The sequence below is a fragment of the Segatella sinensis genome (assembly GCF_040095255.1).
Taxonomy (GTDB): Bacteria; Bacteroidota; Bacteroidia; order Bacteroidales; family Bacteroidaceae; genus Prevotella; species Prevotella sinensis.
Window position 1 is genome coordinate 1 of record NZ_JBBNGE010000143.1, and the last position, 503, is coordinate 503.

The window sequence follows — 503 nt, forward strand, 5'->3', positions numbered from 1 at the left end:
GAGTTTGTGTCCGTAGCCCGGGCGATGCAGATCATCGGCTGCAACATCACTCAGAAGCTGAGCAGCCAGAAGATTGGAAAGGCATTCAGCGACCTGGGATTCAAGAGGTTTCGCAATACAAGATGCCGTGGTTTCATCGCCATCATCCGTACGGCAGAAGAGATCAGAAACTATCAGATTTCCCTGGGAATCGATGCCAGCAGCAACCTTCCGTTCTGATGCCGTTTATGACACTATGACACTTGTTTTCTAAAACTTTCCTCACGCGGGCGGGCAGGAAAAATTTTCCAGAAAGGCCTCCCGCCCGCCTACGTGAGAGAGATTTCAAGAAAAGCCTGTCATAAGTGTCATAGTGTCATACCGGAGCAAAAAATCTCCAGCATCCTAAGTAAGTCACTCAGGCATCCTAAGCAAGTCACTTACGGCTCGTAAGTAAGTCACTTAGGCATCGTAAACAAGTCACTTTTAAATTTCAATCAATATGGAACAGAAATGTTATTCCA

General features: G+C 46.5%; 1 protein-coding gene. It reads left to right on the top strand.

Translation table 11 applies throughout. The annotated features are described in order from the left end of the window. The coding region (locus AAAT87_RS15490) for a hypothetical protein (protein WP_349226925.1) at positions 1 to 219 on the top strand (219 nt) is incomplete at its 5' end. Between the last annotated feature and the right edge of the window lie 284 nt (positions 220 to 503).